Consider the following 18,583-nt stretch of genomic DNA (forward strand, 5'->3'; position numbering starts at 1 on the left):
CGGCACAATGGCGCGTCGCAGGCGGTTTGAGAAGACGTGAGGCCGGGATTTGCAGATGCAGAATTGCGGCACACCGACCCACCACAGAATTTACCTCAATTAACCTGCAAAGCTCTCCGTTCTCCAGCAAGTTTTGCGTCGCGCCATGTCGATCAAGCGATGGAGACGGAAGATGAGCGAAGAGACAGACCTCGAGACGACCGGCATTGGACGCCGGGATGTTCTTCTCACGGCCGGAGCCATGCTGGCAGGAATGACGGCAGCCAATCCGGCGGCTGCCAATGCCCAAGGCGCTCCCCGCCCCGCTTCGGTCGCCCGCGATTCCGCGCCGCTCGGCGCGCGGCTGCAAGGCGTTCAGCATTTCGGCGTGACCGTGCAAAACATGAATCGCGCCTTCGAATTCTACACTGAAGTGCTCGGCGGCACCGAGATTTTCCGCGACGGCGACTTCCAGGGTGAACCGATCCACAACACACTCTTGACCGATCAGGAAATCGAAGCGCGCGAGCGTCATGTCAACCCGCGCACGATCGGGGTTCCCGATCTCAGGGGCGGCACCCAACGCCTGGACGTGCGCTTCGTCCAGTTCGACAACGTCGTGATCGAGCTTCTGCAATATCGCGACGCCGGTCAGCCGTCGGGCAGCGGCGACAGCTTCGCGGAACCTCGCGATCACATGAGCCCGGCGTTTCCACGCTCCATGCACATCTGCTTCTACGTGAGGGATGACGTCGACTTCAACAAGTTCATCCATGACCTCGAAGCAGAATCGGCGCGCCGCGGCATGACGCAGGTGCGGGCCAATCGTGTGATCACCGTGACGTCCGAGCAGCAACGCCGCGCCGCCCCGATCGAGGCGAACACCAATCGCATCACGCAGGGCCTCTCGGAAGGCTGGGAGCTGATCTACTGCAAGGGTCCCGAGGGAGAACAGCTTGAATTCGTCAAGGCCCTGGGGCCGGTCAAGAAACGCTTCAGTGACGCGCTCGCCGCCCGCCAGCAGCGGGGCTAGAGCAGCACGACGCCTGTTCCTGTGAGCCCCTGCCCTGCAAGACGCATGCGTGCGTACCGGAGGATGATCCCCATGACGTCACGAACACGAATGATCCTGGCCCTCGCCGCTGCTTTACTCGGCGGCGCGGCGTCGGCCGCCGCACAGGAGCGCGACGGCGTTCGCTATCGCGCCATTCCCGACGGTGCCTATTCGGTTGTCGCCGAAGTGCGAGCCAAGCCGGGCAAGGAACGCGCGCTTCGCGAAGCAACGCTGCCGCTCGTCGCGCTTGTCCGCAGCGATCCAAAGAACCTCGTCTACTTCTTCCAGGAAGATCGCGAGACACCGGGACGCTTCATCTTCTATGAGATATTCGCAACCCGCGACGACTTCGAGGCCCACAACGCCATGCCCTATGTCCAGCAGTGGTTCGGCCGGCTTCCCGAACTGGCGGAAGGTGGCGTCGTGGTCAGGCGGCTGGAAATCCTCGGCCACAACGGCGGTTGATTTCACCGCAAGGCGGCAGCATCGCTTGATGGATCAGGACAAGCGGGCGATCTGCCGCCGCGCGATCGCCTCCCCTCTGGTCTCGTCAAGAATTTCCCGCGCCCGGGCCAGCCCGGGAACGTGCTCCCGGTCGCCGAGACGTCCCAGCAATTCGCTGAGGACGGCGTGCGCGACCGCCGGTCGTCCGGCGACCAGCTCCAGTTCGGCGAGACCGACGCTGGCATCGCATTCATGGAAATAGATGCCCTGCGAGCGCATCAATTCGATCGCGCCCACGAACAGGTTTCTCGCGGCATCCAGATCGCCCGGCCGATTGCGCGCCATCAGGATCCTTGCGAGGACGGGGTTGTATCGTCCAATGAACCGGCCATCCCGGTCGCCGAGGCATTGTGTCATCGCCTGCTTTGCCGCGGCCTCCGCTCCATCCAGATCACCTAACAAGCGTCGCGTCTCCGCAAGTTCAACCCACAGGATCGGATGAAGCGTCCCTGTCTTCAGGATGAATCCGTCCTGCAGACTACGCGTCAGACTGCGTTCTGCCGCCTCCAGGTCACGGGCTTCCTCGCGGACCAGAAGGGCCTGGAAGACATCAACCAGAACGCGCCATGGACGATAGAAGCTGGAAACAGCCTCGAGCTTCCGCAAATAGAGTCTGACGCGCTCAAAATCGCCGGACGCAAGGTTGGCCCAGATAGCTCCCTGGGCGAGGACAAAATACAGGGTGGTCACGTGGCCCTGGCTTTCCGCCTGGCTGACGGTCGAAGCCAGCAGAGACCGCGCCTGATCGGAATACCCCAGATAATATCTAGCGAGCCCGAGGCCGACCTTGCAGGAGATGATCGAGTCGATACCGCCAAAATAAAGCGAAACCCTTCGCGGAATCGCCGTTCGGTCGTCGAGAAACGCCTCGAACTTCTGCTGTGCCAACCTCATGTCGGAGTCCTCAAAAGCCTGGAAGGCAGACCAGCGCAGGAGAAGCCGCGACATCACGGCATCGTTCGATCGCCTGCATACCGCTGCGAACGCATCGATGTACGGCGAAGCGGGACGCCTGGTCAGGAGCATGTTTTGAATGATGCCGTAGAGCGCTCGCATCTCCAGGAAATCGTTGCGCGCGATTTGCGCTGCGCGCCAGGCGTGTTCGTAGAGGCTCGCGCCTTCGAGGCCCGGCACATAGACCTGCGCCGCCGCGAGCGCGACCAGCACGCGAGATCTCACGGCGGGCCCGACATCGGGACTGCTGTCGGCAAAGCGCAACGCCAGCTCCAGATGAGGAACGCCTTGCGCGAGTGAGGTGAACTCGAGCCATAAACGTTCGGCTGCAAGAACCAGCGCCATCCCGAGGCCGGGGTTGACGGAAAACGCCCAATCGAGAGCAACGCGAACCTCGTCGATATAACCGCGCAGCCGTGCACCGTCCGCGACGGACTCGGGGGCGTCCCAATCCCTCCGTTCCAGCACGTCGAGGAAATAGCGCGCGTGGCGCTCGTGCACCCGCTCCCGATCGCCTGCCGCGCCCGATGCCCGCGTGGCATAGGCCCGCGTGGTCTCCAGCAGGCGATATTCCAGCAGCGTGGCCCGATGATCGAGGCTCAGAAACGACTTGCCCGCCAATGCGGCAACCGCTTCGCGGACACCCGCCATGTCCAGATCGTCATCGCTGGCAACCGCAATCGCAGCATCGAGGGTGAAAGGCCCGGCAAAAAGGGAGAGGCGCCCGAGCACCACCTGCTCCCTTTCGGGAAGCAGGTTGTAGCTCCAGTCGATCGTGGCGGCGAGCGAGCGATGACGCGGGATGTTGGTCCGGCGATCGACCCAGAGCAGGGAAAACCGCTCGTCGAGCCCGCGGCGAACCTCGTCGACGCCGAGGACGTCGACCATCGACGCCGCGAGCTCGATAGCCAGGGGCATTCCGTCGAGATGCCGGCAGATATCCGCGATCGCTGCCGCGACGGTATCGTCGATCTCGAAGCCCGGAATTCGCTGGCAGACGGTTCGCGTGAACAGCTGGGCCGATGAATAATCCTGAAGGTTCTCCGCCGTCACCGGAACGGACGACGGCGGTGTTTCCAGCGGACCGAGACGCCAGACCAGCTCGCCTTCGATCCGCATGGTTTCGCGGGTCGTCACCAGAATGTGGACGTCGCTCGTATCGCTGAGCACACTTTCGACGAGAAGCGCGACATTCTCGGTGACATGCTCGCAGGAATCCAGGACCAGCAGCAGGTGCCGGCCATGGAGGGCCAGCAGGACCTGATCGAGACTTGCGGCGATGTGAACCGGCAGATCAAGCGCGCCGGTGACTGCCGCACAGACCCGGCTTCCGTCGGTGATGCGGTCGAGCTCGACAAGGCACACGCCGTCGGCGTAGGCCGCTTCGAGTTCGCTTGCCACGGCAAGCGCCACTGTCGTCTTGCCGATTCCACCGGGGCCCAGGACCGTGACAAGCCGGTGGTTCTGCAGGAGCTCCCTGATGTTGCCGATCACCGCACCGCGGCCAATCGGCGCGTTCGTCGCAGCAGGCGCCCGAGATCGGCGCTTCGGTGCGCGATAGACGCTGACCTCCCCGACGAAACGGTATCCGAAGGATGCCTCTGCGCGGATCAGGTCGCCGTATTCATGAAGAGCTTTTCTCAGGCCGGAGATCTGAACCTTCAGGTTGGCCTCGGTCACGATCCTCCCGGGCCATGCCCGATCGTAAAGCACAGACCTCGAGACGAGCTCACCTGGAGCTTCCAGGAGAGCACCCAGGATCGCAGCCGCGCGCGAGCCAATCCTCACGGGGGTCTCACCGTGCAACAGCAGGCGTCTGGCCAGGCTGAAACGAAATGGTCCAAACGTAACTTCCGGACCCGACATTGCCTGCTCAGCCCTCAGCGAAGCGATGGTCGATCGGTCGGCCGTTCTGCGGAGGCGTCGCGCGATCGCTGGTCTTGCGGCCACAGCATCTCGACAAGATGTCGCAGGCACGGGAAGCGTTGGATCGGGTGATATCGGGATCGCGCGGGATCATCGGTTGTGGCCAGTGCTCAGCCGGTACGAAGATACGCAGCTATCAGGCACAGGACCGGAATTCTTTCGGATTGGCACGAATAGGTCGGGCGAACTGACGCAGCCAGCGTTCGATGCATCCGAGGAGCCGATGCCGGAGCAAGGCGCAGGAGGGCCCGCAGGTGCCGGCGCGTGCGGTCAGCGCGAGCGCTTCGGCAATTTCGGGAGCTTGCCAGGATCGAACGGGGGGACCTTCGCGATCTGTTCGGGGGCCGGCGTCGGCTGTTCGGTCCGAATGAGCGTTCCCTGGAGCAAGACGCCCGGCGCCTGTCCCGCCGTCGCGGTGTAAGTCGCGATCTTGCCGGGGCACGTCCCTTGGATCTCCAGCGTGAGCTCATCGTCGACGCCGAAGACCGTTGCACGTCCGTCGGTATGACGCTTCGTCGACACGGTGGCGGTGAAGCGATCTCCATCGAGCTTGCAGGAGCCGTGATACGTCATCAGGCTGTCGCAGCCCCAGATTTGTCCGTCTGCGACATGGACGATCCCGGTCCCCTGGTCGATCGGCGTCTTGTACCAGGCCGCGTAGGTGCCGTCCTTCAGCATGGGAGTCTCCGCTGACATTCCCTCGCGAATAATCCGCATGATCAGCGCTAAGAAACGGTTAATCGCGCGGCCCGTGCGAATCCGGTCGCTCCTTTCGCAACTCGGCTTCCAGTTCCTCGATGATGCTGTGAAGCAGACCGGCGGCAAGCGGATCGGTGACTTCCCGCTCCAGGCGCCTGTAACGCGCGATCTGGAATTCCTGCTCTTGCAACTGGCGCTCTGTCATCGGACGGGCCCTCCGGCAAACCTACCCGGAAACAGCCAAGTCGTTTCGTTACAATTTTAAGATCATTGGCGATGGTTTCTGATCGGTTAAGGAACGCGGCGCCGAGCAGGCAGGTCTGTGGGGTTTGTACTGTCTCGCCTGTGGCCGACGCCGGTGGCTCAACGGAACCACCCTCAGAACGTCACCCGCATGCCCGCATAGAACGCCCTTGGCCTTGCCGGGCTCAGCGAGCGCGGGTCGTTGAATTCGGCGCCATTGGTGAAGTTGGGCAGGGCTTCGCGGTCGAAGAATGTGCCAAGGGTCGAGTAGCGGTTGTCGAAAATATTGTTCACCCGCCCGTAGATCTGGAAGTTCTTGGTGATCTGGTAGGAGGTGTGGAGGTTGAAGACGGTGTACGAGGGCAACTTCGGAAACTGGTTGGACTCATCGCCGACGAAATACTGGCTCGAGACAAAGAGCGCGTCACCCCCGACCTTCCAAACATCGGTCACCGCATACTCGACGCTGGCCTTGATGAGGTGGCTTGGCAGGCGCGGAATGTGATTGCCCGGCAAGACCTGGATGTTGCCGTCGGCGTCAGCGAATGGGCTGTCTGATCCAAGCGTCAGCGCGTCGAGGAAGCGCGCGTCCAGGAACGCATAGCTCGCCTGGAACTGAAGCACGTTCGACTTGATGCTTACCTCGGCCTCGACGCCCTGCCTGCGCGTCCGGCCGACGTTCTGGAAAAAGCCGAAGCCAGTCAGGCCCGGAATCGGAGTCGCCAGAATGTCGTCGTAGTTTGTGGCACGGTAGGCACCGATTTTCCAGCCGAGCGAGCCGATGTTCAATTCCTTGGTGCCGCGGAAGCCCGCTTCGAACGTCTTGGATACGACTTGCTGAAGTGGGGGGTCAGCGATCAGGAACTGCCCGATGATGCACGGCCTCGCCGGATCGGCGCAGCCGAGTTCGAGTGGGGTCGGCACCCGGTTGGCTTCGGAATAGCCGGCATAGGCGGTGACTTCAGACGTGATCCTGTAGGTGCCGCCGATGATGGGATTGAATCGATCATAGGTATGATCGCCGTTGAGCGCGGTGCCGAGCTGGTCCATCAGCGTGACCCGGGCCGCATTGAACCGGCCGCCCGCCGTCACCGCAAAGCGATCGTCCACGTTGAACGTGTCGAGCGCATAGAGCCCATGATATTGGTTGACGGTGCGAAGCGACACGGGGCCTACCGATGTCGGGTCACCGGACGGACCCAGGAATATGCCGCTGCCCGTAACGACATAGTTCGTGCCTATCGTTCCCAATTCGGCGCTGCCGGTGAAACGCGTGCTGCTGACATCATAGCTTGCGCCGATTACGAAGCGGTTGTCATGACCGAACAACTGATCGGTGTTCGTCGCCTGCCCGGAGACGCCAAACGTGGTCGATTTCGTGGTGGTGCGATCGATCTCGCTGAGAATGGCATCGGGCGCAAAGGTATTGGCGAGCTGAACGCCGTTCAGGCCGTTGGCCGGCGCTTGAAGGCCAGTCAGAGGGTTGACATCGCCAAAGCAGAGCAGTGTCGCATCCGCGTCGCAGGGCACCGTATCAGTCGGGTTTCCGTCCACGGTGCTCTGTTTGAAGCTCCGCAAATGCGCCGTGCCCTCGAAGGTCCAGGTCGGCGTCGCCTCCACCTTGCCGGTCAGGTTGAGATAGCCGACCTTGTTGGAAATGGTTTGCGGCGTCGTGTAGGTCGCGCCCCAATATTGCTGGAGCAATTCGGCCGGAACAGTGCTGGGTCCTGCCAGAGAATTGTTGGCGACGCCGCCATTGATGTGGAACTCGTTGCCTTCGAAGCGATACCCGACGTCGCCATAGAAGCGCCGGACATCCGATTGCGAGAAATTGCGGAAACCATTGTCGTGAACGCCTTCGAGCGCTCCGTAGACCGACCAATTATTGTCGACCTGCTTGCCCCACTGCGCAGAGCCCTGGATGCGGCCGAACGAACCGCCCATGATATCGATTTCGGCACCTTGATAGTTGAAGCCGTTCTTCATCTGCAGATCGATGGCGCCGCCGAGCGCATTGAGGCCGTAAGCAGGATTGTTGGTCACGACCACTGCCGATCGGATTGCTGCCGTCGGAATCAGATCCCAATTGACGATGTCGGAAAATGCCTCGTTGATGCGTACACCGTTCTGGTAGACGGCGAGCCCCTGCGGCGTGCCGGCCAGAGGTGAGGCAACATAGCCGCGAAACTGCACATCGGGCTGGAATGGATTGCCGGTCACTTCATTGATGCTGAGACCAGGCACGTACTGCTGCAGGGCAACAGCGATATCTGGCGAGGCGGTACGCCTGATCTGGCTGGCATCAACCGCATTGATCGCCGACGGCACCTTGTCGACATCGAGACCTCTGCCGGTGCCCGGTGATGTCGGATAAACGTATATTCGGGTCTTCGGAGCGGCGGACGCCGGCGCGCCGATGCGCGCGACCGGTCGCGTTGGCGCAGTGCGCCTCACGGCCGGCGGCGGAGGCGCCGTGACCTCGATCGGCGGCAGGTTCTGGACGTTGGTCTGCTCGTCCTGCGCAGCCCCGGCAGGGCCTGCGAAAACCAACCCCGACATCAGCCCCGTCGACACCGAGGCCATCAACAAACTACGCCTGCCCATCCCTGCTTTCCCATCCGTGACCACCGGCCGTTTTGATTTTCGCCGTTTGGTTGAGACCAAGTGTAATCAGCGGTCGCAATCCCGCCAGCCACAAAAGGTCGGGTAATCTCCGCGCCCATTTTCCCGACAAAATCGGGAATTTTTCCCGATCATCTCGGATGCGATCAGGCCACCGCCGTCGGAACCAGCGCCTCGACGGTCAAGCCGCCCTCGCCGGAGACGACGTTGAGCGTGCCGCCCAGCGCCAGGATTCGCTCGCGCATGCCGACGAGGCCGAAGCCGAGCTTCTGGCCCGGCTCCATGCCACGGCCATTGTCGCTGACCCGCACCCGGGCGCAGCCGCGGCCGTCGCGCTCCACCGGCTCCACGGGTTCGATCACGACATTCACCGAGGTCGCGCCGGCATGGCGGAACACGTTGGTGAGCGCCTCCTGCACGATGCGGTAAATGGTGAGGTCGGCGGTCTCGCCGGTCGGGCCCAGCGCCGGCGAGATCGTGGTTTCGATCGCGACGTCGGGATGCGACTCCCGCCACAGCCGCGACAGCGATTCCAGCGCCTGGCGCAGGCCGAGCTCGGCGAGGCCCACAGGTCGGAGCCGTTCCAGCACCCGACGATTGAACTGCTGGAGCGCGTTGATCTGCTCCATCATGGCGCTGCCGTGTTTTCGCACGGCATCCGCGCTCGGGGCGCGTCCATCCGCCTGCTTCGCCAGCGCGCTGGCATGCGCGCGCAGCGAGAAAAGATAGGGCCCGAACTCGTCATGGAGCTCGCGTGCGATCTCCTTGCGCTCGAGGTCCTGGAGCGACACCGCGCGCTCGGCAAGGCGCCGCTTGTCCTCGACCGCCTCACCGAGCGTCGCCGCAAGATGATTGAGCTTGGTGCAGATCGCGGCCAGCTCAGGGGCACCGCCCGGCGCAACGCGCGCGCCATAGCGCCCGTCTTCGAGCTCGGCCATCATTTGCGCCAATGACTGGAGGGGGGCGAGCGCGCGACCCACGACCGCCATCATCACCAGGAACAGCGCGAGCGCGATCACCGAGCCAACCTCGAGCTGGGTGACGATGGCGTCCCAGATCTCGGCGATCTCGTCATCGGGATGCGCGGTGATCACCAGCGAGCCGGGCTTGCCTTGGATCGAGACGGGCACGCTCACCGCGCTCTGCTCGGGATGAACCAGGCTGACGAACCAGGCCGGCGGCCCGCGCGCATCGTCGTCGGCTTCGGTTCGCGGCGGCGTCAGCGGGTTCCCGCCGGCGTCCTTGAGGGCTATGCTGACATGGCGCAGGCGGCTGAGATCGCGCGCGATCTGGTTCAGCCTGGCATCCGGATCGGGCGCTTCGTTGAGGTCGGCCACGATCATCTCGATGAATTCGCGCGCGAGCCGGATCACGCTCTGGTCCTCGGCCTGCACGCGCGGCCCGGCTTCGGCGACCTGGCGGCCGATATTGACCGCGAGCCCCAGCGCCAGCAGCAGCGCCAGCAACAGGTTGATGCGCGCGCGCAACGATAGATTTTGCCACATGGGTGCCGCCCGTGCCTCGCGAAGGTTGGCCCGCGCCTGTCCGATGACGTTGACAGGGGCGAAGCGCCCGATATCTAATCGAGAGCGTACAGCAATCCCGGCCGAGCGCGAAACAGGCCAAGACGCTGTCACGGGGAACGCCTATGCGCATTCTGATCGTCGACGATCATCCCATCGTGGCCTCCGGCTGCCGCGCCGTGCTGGCCGACGAGGGCGAGATCGAGATCCTGGAGGCCGCCGACGCCGAAGACGGCGAGTGCGTCTTCATCGTCGAGCGCCCCGACCTCTCGATCATCGACATCAACCTGCCGACCGTCTCCGGCTTCGAGCTCGCGCGCCGCATCCTCGAGCGCGCACCGGAAGCCCGCATCATCATGTTCAGCATGAACGACGACCCTGCCTTTGCCGCGCGGGCGATCGAGTGCGGCGCCAAGGGCTACGTCTCCAAGACCGGCGACCCCGACGACCTCGTCGAGGCGATCCGCGCCGTCGGAGGCGGCGGCACTTATCTGCCCACCGCGATCGCACGCAGCATCGCGTTCGCGGGACCGGCGCTGGCGCAAAGCCCGCTGTCGAAGCTGAACGCGCGCGAGATGGAGATCCTGCGGCTGCTCAGCGCCGGAAAGAGCCTGTCCGAGATCGCCTGGCTGGTGCAATCGTCCTACAAGACGGTGGCCAACACCTCCTCGATCATGCGCCAGAAACTCGGCGTGAAGACCTCGGTCGAGCTGGTTCGGCTGGCGATCGACAGCGGCGTCGCCTGACGCGCGACAACCGCCACGATTTCGGTCACACAAGCGTTGCAATGTTGATGTGGTTAGGTGCCACTGGAGCTTAGGGCATGACGATTCAGACTGTCTCGACCAATACATCCTACGGCGGCGTGCAGGGCGTGTATCGCCATGCGAGCCAGACGACCGGAACCGACATGGTGTTCTCGGTCTATGTCCCGCCGCATGCGCAAGGCGCGAAGCTTCCCGTGGTCTGGTATCTCTCCGGCCTCACCTGCACGCATGCCAACGTCACCGAAAAAGGCGAATTCCGCAAAGCCTGCGCCGAGCTCGGCCTGATCTTCGTCGCGCCCGACACCAGCCCGCGCGGGCCGGACGTGCCGGGCGATGCCAACAATGCCTATGATTTCGGCCTGGGGGCCGGCTTCTATGTCGACGCGACGCAAGAACCGTTCGCGCGCAACTATCGCATGTGGAGCTATGTCACCGACGAGCTGCCCAAACTCGTGGCGGAGAATTTCCCGGTCGACGCCAAGCGGCAATCGGTGATGGGCCATTCGATGGGCGGCCACGGCGCGCTGACGGTCGCACTGCGCAATCCGCACCGCTATCGCGCCGCGAGCGCGTTCGCGCCGATCGTGGCGCCCTCGCTTGTGCCGTGGGGCATCAAGGCGCTGACGGGCTATCTCGGGCCGAACAAGGACACCTGGCGCAACCACGACACCGTGGCGCTGATCGAGGACGGCGCGAAGTACTCCGGCTTCCTGGTCGACGTCGGCGAGGCCGATAATTTCCTCAAGGAACAGCTCAGGCCGGAGTTGCTGGAAGCGGCCTGCGCCAAGGCGGGCATCCCGCTGACGTTGCGGCGCCAGGCGGGCTATGATCACAGCTATTATTTCATCTCGACGTTCATGGGCGACCATCTGCACTGGCATGCCGAGCGATTGAAAGCTTAGCGGGTTGCTCGCTGTTTTCTTCCCTCTCCCCTTGTGGGAGAAGGTGGCGCGAAGCGCCGGATGAGGGGTTGTTTCCGCGCATTCAACTGCGTGAAAGTGCGCGCGGATAAATACCCCTCACCCGTCTCGCCGCTAAAGCGGCGAGCCACCCTCTCCCACAAGGGGAGAGGGTGCAGTGACGCGCGCGGAGAGAAGAATCTACTCCGGCTTGCCGTAATTCGGCGCCAGCAATCGGTTGCGGATCAGATAGCTCATCGTGCGCGACCAGGATTCGTCCGTGTTGCCGCGCATGTCGGCGCTGGCGGCGGCGATCATGTTGCCGGTCTTCACGTCGCGCAGATAGATGTTGAGGTTGATGATCAGGTTCGAAACCTTCTGCACCATGCCGGTGATCTCCAAGTCGGCACCCAGCTGCCCGGCAAGCTTGAGGTCGCAGCCGCCGCAGGCCTGAAGATTGGCGTGACGGGCGGCATCCCTGACCGGCGCGATATCGAGCAGCTGGAACCTTCCCGACGCAGTCAGTTCCTTGCGCAGCTGCTCGCTGATGCGCTCGAGCCGCGCCTCCTCCGGCTTGGAGCCGTAGAACTCGCCGGGCAGGCTGGTGTCGATCAGCTCGAAATCGAACACCACCAGCTTCGGCGGATCGGCGCGCGCGACCGAACCCGTCAACAGCAAAGCCGCGAAACACAGCAGCGCTCGCATGATCGTGATTCCGGGCCTCGCGCGCGCGGGGACGAAATGCGGGGTTGCAAGCCGGGCCAAATCGGTCATGCTTTAGCAGAGACAATTCTCCACCGGCGGTCAAGCCAGGGAGAACATCTGGAGGAAACATGATCCGATGGTTGGTCGGCCTGATCGGCTTGGGTCTTGCCGCGACGAGCGCGCTCGCGGCGGAGCCTGCCCAGATCGGCGTCGGCTATCTCGGAATCGCCGGCACCAGATCGACGCTGTCGCTGGTAGAGCAGCCCGCGGACAATGACGGCGTCGCCGGCGCGCGCCTCGCCATCGAGGACAACAACACCACCGGGAAATTCACGGGCCAGCGCTTCACGCTGGAGGAACGCCGGATCAAGGAGGGCGAAGACGTCGTCCAGGCTGCGACCGCGCTGGCCGACAAGAACGGCTTCATCATCGCCGATCTGCCGGCCGATGCGCTGCTGAAAGTCTCGGACGCGCTGCGCGACCGCGGCACGCTGGTGTTCAACGCCGGCGCGATCGACGAGCGGCTGCGCGAGGCCGATTGCCGCGCCAATGTCATCCACACCGCGCCGACGCGGGCGATGCTCGCCGATGCACTCGGCCAGTACCTGGTGTGGAAGAAATGGTCACGCTGGCTGCTGGTGGTCGGCTCGCATGACGAGGACAAGCTGTTCGCGGACGCACTAAAGCGCGCCGCCACCCGGTTCGGCGCCAAGGTCGTGCAGGAGAAGACCTTCGAGGACAAGGGCGGCGCGCGGCGCACCGATAGCGGCGTGACGCTGATCCAGCGCCAGATGCCGGTGTTCACGCAAGGCGCGCCGGCCTACGATGTTCTCGTCGCCGCCGACGAGAGCGAGGTGTTCGGCGCCTACCTGCCCTATCGCACCTGGGATCCCCGCCCGGTCGCGGGCTCGGCCGGCCTCGTGCCGAAGAGCTGGGATGCCTCGCAGGACCAGTGGGGCGCGATCCAGATGCAGAACCGCTTCGTCAAGCTGAACTCGCGGCGCATGACCGCTCTCGACATGCAGGCCTGGACGGCCGTGCGCATGATCGGCGAGGCGACCTCGCGCACCAATTCCGGCGACGTCAAGAAGGTGACCGACTTCATCAAGGGCCCGGATTTCTCGGTCGCCGCCTTCAAGGGCACCCGGCTGACCCTGCGCGACTGGAATCTCCAGCTGCGCCAGCCGATCCTGCTGGTCGACGGCCGCATGGTGGTGTCGGTGTCGCCGCAGGAAGGATTCCTGCACCAGGTCTCCGAGCTCGACACGCTCGGCTACGATCGCCCGGAGAGCAAATGCAAGTTGAAATGAGGACATTAAAGTGAGGACTTGGATGTTGCGCACATGGCGTGTTGGGCTCCTCTCCGGACTGGCGCTCGCGGCGGCGCCCGCGCATGCGTTCATCGCCTATGTCTCGAACGAGAAGAGCAACACGGTGTCGGTGATCGACACCGACAGCTGGACCGTGACCAAGACCATCAAGGTCGGCCAGCGCCCGCGCGGCATCGATTTCGCCCGCGACGGCAAGTTCGTGATGGTCGCGGTCGGCGACGACGACACCATCCAGGTCATCGACGCCAAGACCCAAGCCGTTGTGGACAGCCTGCCCTCCGGCCCCGACCCGGAATTGTTCGCGCAGGATGCGGCCGGAAAGATCCTCTATGTCGCCAACGAGAACGACAACACGGTCACCGTGATCGACCTGGAGAAGCGCGCTCGCCTCGGCGACATCCAGGTCGGCGTCGAGCCCGAGGGCATGACCATCAGCCCGGATGGCAAGACCCTGATCAACACGTCCGAGACGACCAACATGGCGCATTTCATCGACACCGCCTCGCGCCAGATCGTCGCCAACGTGCTGGTCGATGCGCGGCCGCGCTTTGCCGAGTTCAAGCATGATAGTTCAGAGCTGTGGGTGTCCTCGGAGATCGGCGGCACCGTCTCGATCATCGATCCCAAAAAGCATGAGGTAGTCGGCAAGGTCATGTTCGAGATTCCGGGCCTACGGAAAGAGGCGATCCAGCCGGTCGGCATCGGCATGACCAAGGACGACAAGACCGCCTTCGTCGCGCTCGGCCCGGCCAACCGCGTCGCCGTGGTCGACGTCGCCTCGCGCAAGGTGACGAAGTATTTGCTGGTCGGACAACGGGTCTGGCACATGGCGTTCACGCCGGACGAGAAATACCTGCTCACCACCAACGGCGTGTCGAACGATGTTTCCGTCATCGACGTCGCCGCGCAAAAAGTGATCAAGACCATTCAGGTGGGCGAACTGCCCTGGGGTATCACGATCGCGCCATGACCAGCCCTGCCCCCATCGCCGAACAGCGCGAGACGCCACGGACTGATCCGGCCGCGGTGCCGGCGCTGTCGATCGGCGGTGTCAGCCACGCTTACGGGCCGCGCCGGGCGCTGATGGACGTCTCCTTCAATGTGCAGCCCGCGAGCTTCACCGCCCTGCTCGGCCTCAACGGCGCGGGCAAGAGCACGCTGTTCTCGCTCGTCACGCGCCTGTTCGGCATCCAGAGCGGCCGCGTCGGCATTTTCGGCCACGACATCAGCAAGAGCCCCGGCGAGGCGCTGCGGCTGCTCGGCGTCGTGTTCCAGCCGCGCACGCTCGATCTCGACCTGTCGCTGACCCAGAACCTGCTCTATCACGCCGCGCTGCACGGCATCAGCCGGCGCGAGGCCGCCGCCCGCAGCGCCGAACTGCTCGGCCGCATCGGGCTCTCGGAGCGCGCCGGCAGCAAGGTGCGCGACCTCTCGGGCGGCCAGATGCGGCGACTGGAGATCGCCCGGGCGCTGCTGCACCGGCCGCGGCTGCTCCTGCTGGACGAGCCGACCGTCGGCCTCGACGTCAAGGCGCGCGCCGACATCATCAGCCATGTCCGCCAGCTCGTGACCGAGCAAGGCATCGGCGTGCTCTGGGCCACGCATCTGTTCGACGAGATCATGCCCGGCGACGAACTCGTGGTGCTGCACCAGGGCAAGGTACTGGCGCAGGGGCCGATGAGCCGCGTCATTACCGAGGCGGGCGCGCAGGACGTCAACACCGCCTTCATGCGCCTGACCGGTGCGCAAACGATGCCGGGAGGAGGCGCATGAGCAGCATCACGACGCGGGATACACCGCGCGGTTTCTCGACCGCGGAATACATGACCTGCCTCACCGGCATCGTCTGGCGCGAGGGCCTGCGCTTCCTGCATCAGCGCGAGCGCTTCGTCTCGGCGCTGGTTCGGCCGCTGGTGTGGCTATTCATCTTCGCCGCCGGCTTCCGTCAGGTGCTGGGCATCTCCATCATCCCGCCCTACGAGACCTACATCCTCTACGAGGTCTATATCGCGCCCGGGCTGATGGCGATGATCCAGCTCTTCAACGGCATGCAGTCCTCGCTTTCGATGGTCTATGACCGCGAGATGGGCAATATGCGGACGCTGCTGGTGAGCCCGCTGCCGCGCGGGTTCCTCCTGTTCTGCAAGCTGCTGGCGGGCACCGCCGTGTCGCTGCTCCAGGTCTATGCGTTCCTGCTGATCGCGTGGTTCTGGGACATCACCCCGCCGCCATCGGGCTATCTCACCGTGCTGCCGGCGCTGATCCTGTCCGGACTGATGCTGGGCTCACTCGGCATGCTGATCTCCTCCGGCATCAAGCAGCTCGAGAGTTTCGCCGGCGTGATGAACTTCGTGATCTTCCCGATGTTCTTCGCCTCCTCCGCGCTCTACCCGCTCTGGCGGGTGCAGGAGGGCAGCCCCTACCTCTACTATCTCTGCGAGGCCAACCCGTTCACCCACGCGGTCGAGCTGATCCGTTTTGCACTCTACGGGCAGATCAACTGGATCTCGCTGGCGGTGGTGGCGGCCTGCACAATCGTCTTCATGATCGGCGCCATTCTGGCCTATGATCCCTCGCGCGGGCTGGCGCGACGGGGCCCTGCGGGAGGCGAAGGATGAAGGTTCGGATTCTGGCTATGACCGCTCTGGCGCTTGCTCTTGCGAGCACGACCGCGCGTGCAGCCGATCCGCGCTATCCGGACTGGCCGTGCACGCAGGCAAAGGTGCCCGTGATTTCGCTCGCCGCGGTCTGGGCCGGCCCGGAACTCGGCGACGCCGAGACCAAATGGAAGGACGATGCCAAGGTCACCGCGCTGGTCTCAAAGCTGTCGGCGCGCAAGACGCCACTGGATGAGGCCGAGAAGTCCGTGAAGGAATTTCTGGCCGGCTCCGCCTCCGACAAGACCGCGAATGCCAAATTGCTGTTCGCCGGCCTGTTTGACACGCTCAACGCTCAGCGTTCGCAGGTAATGAGCGGCCTCGAACGCGTCAGCCGCAAGCAGCGTGAGGCCGCCGACAAGATTCGCGAGGAGACGATTCAGCTCCAGGCGCTGCAGGGCGCAACACCGCGCGACGAAGCCAAGGTCGAGGCGCTCAGCAACGAGCTGATCTGGAAGACCCGCATCTTCGAGGACCGTCACAAGGTGGTAAGGTTCGTCTGCGAGGTTCCAACCACGATCGACCAGCGCCTGTTCGCGCTCGGCCGCGTCATCCAACAGGAAATGGAATAGCGTCAGGCCCGCTGACGGCTCACGAAAAGTTCCCGCCATCGCCTCGGGATTGTTAACCTTTTGCCGTGCTATCTGCCGGAACCAAATCCATTTAAGGTGGCTTGTCGAAGTGAACTCCAGGACGTCGGGAGGCCTCGATGGGAACAACAAAATTCATCTTCGCGAGCGTTGCAGCCATCAGCACGCTCGCATCCGCTGCTTTTGCTGACGACATGACCGGAATGGTCACCAGAATCGACCGGCTCAACAGCACGATCTCGATCCAGCAGACACAGAAGGGCACGGTCGGCGCCAGCGCAGGCGGCGCCGGCGCGCTTCAGGAGTACAAGGCCAAGGACGCCGCGATGCTGGATGCCGTGCACGCCGGCGACAGGGTGACGTACTCGGCAACCGACACCAACGGCACGGGCACGCTGACGAAGTTGCAGAAGCAGTAGCAGTCTCTTTGTGGCCATCCTTCGAGACGCCCGCCTTCGGCGGGCTCCTCAGGATGAGGTCTGGTTTCGGCGAGATGTCAGCCCCTCATGGTGAGGAGACCGCGAAGCGGTCGTCTCGAACCACGAGGCTACTCGCGCAGTTTGCCTACTGCTCGGGCCGCGGCTCCGGCTGCGCCTCATCCGTCGGGAGCTTCGCACGCTCCCAGCCGTCGGTGCCGTCGGGGTACCAGGCGACGTTGGCATAACCATACGCCAATGCGCGCTTGGCGGCGTTCCACGACATCCAGCAATCGGCCAGGCAATAGATCACGAGCAACGCGGTCTTGTCGCCGCGCGACGCCTGCGCGAGGCCGCGCTGGAAATAATCGTCCATGGCGGGCGGCAGCGCGCCGTAGCCGGTGTCAGGCAGCCAGATGCTGCCCGGAATGTTTTTCCGCGGCGTATCGCGCCAGACGGTGCCTTCGGGAAGGTTCTTCGGCTTCGGCGCGCGTGGCAGCACGTCGATGAACGCGCCGCTCTTCGCACGCCAGATCGCTTCGGCCTCTCCAGTCGTCAGCACGCGCGCTCCGGCGAGCGTCGCCGGCACCGGCGCGCGGTAATTGTCGGTGCGATACCCCTCCGGCTCGAACGGCTCCTGCTGCTGCGCCAACGCCGGCGCCGCCAGACTGGCGGCGAGCAGCGCGACGGCAAGCTGTCGCCTCATGGCGTCTTCTTGGCCGTCTCCGCACCGAGCGGCCGGTCGCTCTCGTCGAGCAGCGGCACGCCGAAGTCGAGCAGGATCTTGTTGATCTCGCCCTGGTTCTCCTGGATCAGCTTGTTGAGCTGCCGCTTCCAGTTCTGGTCGGCGGGACGCACGCCCATGCCGATGCGATAGACCAGCTTCGGCCCGCTGGTTTCCTTCACCAGCGGCGTGACGTGAATCGAGCCGGCCTTCTTCGCATAATACCCGGCCATCGGTCCCCACAACACGCCGGCGTCGATCTTGCCGGCGACGAGATCGTCGACCATCGCCTGCGCCGAATTGTCGAAGCGCGTGTCGATCATCAGCGGATAGGGTTTTGCATCGCCCATCAGACCGGCCAGCGCCATGTTGGTCGCCGGCGGCGTGCCGGCGACGATGCCGACATGCTTGCCCTTCAGGCGCGCGTCCTCGAGCGTATCGACGTCCTCGAGCCCGCTGCCGGTCTTGGCAACGAGCGCATAGCTCGTGCGGTAATAGGGATTGGTGCCCTGCACGAGGTCATCGCCTTGCGGAAATCCCATGATGACGTCGCAGCGATGCGCGCCCAGCGTCATGCGCACGAAGCCGGTGGCCTGCGGGAAGAAGACGTAGTCGAGTTTCTTCTGGAGCTTGTCCGCGAGCAGCTCGGCGAGCTTGTTCTCGAACCCCTCGCCCTTTTCATTGGAGAAAGGCAGATTGCGCGGGTCGGCGCAGACGCGCAGCACCTTTGGGTCGACCAGCTCGAACGAGAGGTCGCCGGTCTCGCTGGTCTGCGCGATGGCGACGTCGCCGAGCGCGCAGGATGCAGCCAGGACCCACATTGAAAACAACCAGCGACGATATCGTCCGGCCTCCGTCATCGCGCTTCCTCCTCGGTTCGTTTGAATGCTAGCCATGCAACGCATGACGCGCCATGTCTTGCCAAACTTTGTGCTGGCTTGTTGACTTTGCTGCAGTGCAATGCGGTCAACCCTTTGAACTGAGGCGGAA

18 protein-coding genes are annotated in these 18,583 nt (G+C 64.0%); 10 read left to right on the plus strand and 8 right to left on the minus strand.

Annotated features, from left to right (window positions below; all coding sequences use genetic code 11):
* The first annotated feature begins 145 nt into the window (after positions 1–145).
* Together NLM15_RS31145 and NLM15_RS31150 are read left to right on the plus strand one after the other, a co-directional pair.
* Positions 146–1,012: a VOC family protein gene (locus NLM15_RS31145; protein WP_254121594.1), complete on the plus strand. Its 867-nt coding sequence runs from the start codon at positions 146–148 to the stop codon at positions 1,010–1,012.
* Positions 1,013–1,084: 72 nt separating this feature from the next.
* Positions 1,085–1,498, plus strand: coding sequence for a putative quinol monooxygenase (locus tag NLM15_RS31150; protein ID WP_254121595.1), 414 nt, complete (start codon positions 1,085–1,087; stop codon positions 1,496–1,498).
* 33 nt (positions 1,499–1,531) lie between these two features.
* On the opposite strand, the gene NLM15_RS31155 is transcribed toward NLM15_RS31150, so the two are convergent.
* The 5 genes from NLM15_RS31155 to NLM15_RS31175 all read right to left on the minus strand — a co-directional run bounded on the left by NLM15_RS31155 (position 1,532) and on the right by NLM15_RS31175 (position 9,486).
* The gene (locus NLM15_RS31155; RefSeq protein WP_254121596.1) at positions 1,532–4,357 is read right to left on the minus strand and encodes a winged helix-turn-helix domain-containing protein; all 2,826 of its coding nucleotides are present in this window, start codon (positions 4,355–4,357) and stop codon (positions 1,532–1,534) included.
* 330 nt (positions 4,358–4,687) lie between these two features.
* A complete protein-coding gene (locus NLM15_RS31160; protein WP_254121597.1) occupies positions 4,688–5,095 on the minus strand; it encodes a hypothetical protein in 408 nt (135 codons plus the stop codon).
* A gap of 58 nt (positions 5,096–5,153) precedes the next feature.
* Positions 5,154–5,321 carry a hypothetical protein gene (locus tag NLM15_RS31165; RefSeq protein ID WP_254121598.1) on the minus strand — a complete coding sequence of 56 codons (168 nt, stop codon included), beginning with the start codon at positions 5,319–5,321 and terminating at the stop codon, positions 5,154–5,156.
* A gap of 173 nt (positions 5,322–5,494) precedes the next feature.
* Complete coding sequence (locus NLM15_RS31170) at positions 5,495–7,963, minus strand: TonB-dependent receptor (protein WP_254121599.1); 2,469 nt, start codon at positions 7,961–7,963, stop codon at positions 5,495–5,497.
* 164 nt (positions 7,964–8,127) lie between these two features.
* On the minus strand, positions 8,128–9,486 hold the full coding sequence (locus NLM15_RS31175; protein WP_254121600.1) for a histidine kinase: 1,359 nt from the start codon (positions 9,484–9,486) through the stop codon (positions 8,128–8,130).
* 143 nt (positions 9,487–9,629) lie between these two features.
* Between NLM15_RS31175 and NLM15_RS31180 the strand changes: the two genes are divergently transcribed.
* Together NLM15_RS31180 and fghA are read left to right on the plus strand one after the other, a co-directional pair.
* On the plus strand, positions 9,630–10,250 hold the full coding sequence (locus tag NLM15_RS31180; RefSeq protein ID WP_232993430.1) for a response regulator transcription factor: 621 nt from the start codon (positions 9,630–9,632) through the stop codon (positions 10,248–10,250).
* A 77-nt stretch (positions 10,251–10,327) separates the two neighbouring features.
* Complete coding sequence (fghA, locus tag NLM15_RS31185; RefSeq protein ID WP_254121601.1) at positions 10,328–11,173, plus strand: S-formylglutathione hydrolase; 846 nt, start codon at positions 10,328–10,330, stop codon at positions 11,171–11,173.
* Between the two features lie 198 nt (positions 11,174–11,371).
* Here fghA and NLM15_RS31190 read toward each other — a convergent pair whose 3' ends face one another.
* A complete protein-coding gene (locus tag NLM15_RS31190) occupies positions 11,372–11,944 on the minus strand; it encodes a DUF3280 domain-containing protein (RefSeq protein ID WP_254121602.1) in 573 nt (190 codons plus the stop codon).
* A gap of 59 nt (positions 11,945–12,003) precedes the next feature.
* On the opposite strand from NLM15_RS31190, the gene NLM15_RS31195 reads away from it, so the two are divergent.
* From NLM15_RS31195 to NLM15_RS31220, 6 genes are all read left to right on the plus strand, one after another.
* Positions 12,004–13,185, plus strand: coding sequence for an ABC transporter substrate-binding protein (locus NLM15_RS31195; RefSeq protein ID WP_254121603.1), 1,182 nt, complete (start codon positions 12,004–12,006; stop codon positions 13,183–13,185).
* A 22-nt stretch (positions 13,186–13,207) separates the two neighbouring features.
* Positions 13,208–14,176: a YVTN family beta-propeller repeat protein gene (locus NLM15_RS31200; RefSeq protein WP_254121604.1), complete on the plus strand. Its 969-nt coding sequence runs from the start codon at positions 13,208–13,210 to the stop codon at positions 14,174–14,176.
* A complete protein-coding gene (locus tag NLM15_RS31205; RefSeq protein WP_254121605.1) occupies positions 14,173–14,979 on the plus strand; it encodes an ABC transporter ATP-binding protein in 807 nt (268 codons plus the stop codon). Before NLM15_RS31200 ends, NLM15_RS31205 begins: the two co-directional genes overlap by 4 nt.
* Positions 14,976–15,824 (plus strand): ABC transporter permease, encoded by an 849-nt coding sequence (locus NLM15_RS31210; RefSeq protein WP_254121606.1) that lies wholly within the window; start codon positions 14,976–14,978, stop codon positions 15,822–15,824. Before NLM15_RS31205 ends, NLM15_RS31210 begins: the two co-directional genes overlap by 4 nt.
* On the plus strand, positions 15,821–16,435 hold the full coding sequence (locus NLM15_RS31215) for a hypothetical protein (protein ID WP_254121607.1): 615 nt from the start codon (positions 15,821–15,823) through the stop codon (positions 16,433–16,435). The genes NLM15_RS31210 and NLM15_RS31215 overlap by 4 nt, the downstream gene beginning before the upstream one ends.
* Before the next feature lie 137 nt (positions 16,436–16,572).
* Positions 16,573–16,872 carry a copper-binding protein gene (locus NLM15_RS31220; protein WP_254121608.1) on the plus strand — a complete coding sequence of 100 codons (300 nt, stop codon included), beginning with the start codon at positions 16,573–16,575 and terminating at the stop codon, positions 16,870–16,872.
* Between the two features lie 145 nt (positions 16,873–17,017).
* Here NLM15_RS31220 and NLM15_RS31225 read toward each other — a convergent pair whose 3' ends face one another.
* Positions 17,018–17,575 carry a PQQ-dependent catabolism-associated CXXCW motif protein gene (locus tag NLM15_RS31225; protein ID WP_254121609.1) on the minus strand — a complete coding sequence of 186 codons (558 nt, stop codon included), beginning with the start codon at positions 17,573–17,575 and terminating at the stop codon, positions 17,018–17,020.
* Positions 17,572–18,453, minus strand: coding sequence for a substrate-binding domain-containing protein (locus tag NLM15_RS31230; protein WP_254121610.1), 882 nt, complete (start codon positions 18,451–18,453; stop codon positions 17,572–17,574). Before NLM15_RS31230 ends, NLM15_RS31225 begins: the two co-directional genes overlap by 4 nt.
* Between the last annotated feature and the right edge of the window lie 130 nt (positions 18,454–18,583).

Origin of the sequence: Bradyrhizobium sp. CCGB20, assembly GCF_024199855.1 — a bacterium.
Classification (GTDB): Bacteria; Pseudomonadota; Alphaproteobacteria; order Rhizobiales; family Xanthobacteraceae; genus Bradyrhizobium.